Raw genomic sequence first — 750 nt, forward strand, 5'->3', positions numbered from 1 at the left:
TCGGTCGGCCGCCCGTCGATTCCGCCAGAGCGTCTGCTCAAGGCGCAATTGCTGATTGCGCTGTATTCGGTTCGCTCGGATCGGCAGTTCTGCGAACAACTTGACTACAACATCCTGTTCCGCTGGTTTCTCGACATGGATCTCGAGAGCCCGACGCTGGACCAGTCGAACTTCAGCCGCCTGCGCGAACGCCTTGTCGCCACCGACGTGGCCCGACGCTTCTTCGATGAGGTCGTCAATCTGGCCCGCAAGCAGAAGCTGCTGTCCTCGGACCACTTCACGGTCGACGGCACGCTGATCGATGCCTGGGCTTCGTTCAAGAGTTTTAAGCCCAAGGATGGCACCCCGCCCAAGGACGGTGATGACGGCACCGGGATGGTCGACTTCAAGGGCGAGAAGCGCTCGAACGCCACGCATCAAAGCACGACCGATCCCGAGTCTCGACTCATGCGCAAGGGCAACGGCCAGCCGGCCAAGCTCAGCTATGGCGGGCATGTGCTCATGGAGAACCGCAATGGGCTGTGCGTCGACATCCTCATCACCGAATCGACCCAGGCCGAGCACCGTGCCGCGCGGCAGCTGCTCACTCGCGCACGTCGACGGCACATTCACCCCAAGACGCTCGGCGCCGACAAGGGCTATCACGTGAAGGAATTTGTGGGGCACCTGCGCGAGCACGCGGTGCGACCGCACATCGCGCGCATCAAGGATCGGAAGACGCCCGGCCTGGATGGGCGAACCACCCGAACC

At 62.9% G+C, this 750-nt stretch carries 1 protein-coding gene; it reads left to right on the plus strand.

Features of this window, described 5'->3' with window-relative positions; all coding sequences use genetic code 11:
* The coding region (locus P7F68_RS19890; RefSeq protein ID WP_277835669.1) for an IS5 family transposase at positions 1–750 on the plus strand (750 nt) is incomplete at both ends.

The organism is Thauera mechernichensis, assembly GCF_029588855.1.
GTDB classification, from domain to species: Bacteria; Pseudomonadota; Gammaproteobacteria; order Burkholderiales; family Rhodocyclaceae; genus Thauera; species Thauera mechernichensis.